The organism is Pedobacter sp. 01N416, from assembly GCF_056399685.1.
On sequence record NZ_JBFTRT010001094.1, the window covers coordinates 1 to 468 of the forward strand.

Genomic DNA, 468 nt, shown 5'->3' on the forward strand with positions numbered 1-468 from the left:
GTCCTTACGGTAAAATTATCAGCGCATGGAAAAGAATTAATAATGGAATCAGGTATGATATTACCATTCCAGCAAATTCAACGGCTACGATCAACTTACCGCTTACGCGTGGCATGGATAATTATGTAAATGGCAAGATAAACAACATTGGGAAGATAGATTTAGCTGCTGGTAAGTATATAATTGAGCATAAAGCCCGAAAATAGTTTCGGACTTCGCTGGGTTTACAACGGCTTTGTCATTCTAAGAGGCTAGAATTTTTCAAATACACAGGAGTGTTGATGACAGGTTTTGGCGGTTCGTCATTCCCAACTTGATTGGGAACCACACAGTGCTCATGAATGCCTTTGAAGAGAAGAAAGCCTATGAATAATCGTAATGCAAGCGCTTTAAGATTAGCTTCGCTGAGCACTTCGTGGTTCCCGCCTGTGTGGGAAAGACGATCTCTCTTTTTAATCTGTCATTGGT

At 40.8% G+C, this 468-nt stretch carries 1 protein-coding gene; it reads left to right on the top strand.

Going from position 1 to position 468, the window contains the following annotated elements:
- On the top strand, positions 1-206 hold a 206-nt coding region (locus tag AC1DND_RS29390), incomplete at its 5' end, for an alpha-L-rhamnosidase C-terminal domain-containing protein (protein ID WP_477586566.1).
- Positions 207-468: the final 262 nt, after the last annotated feature.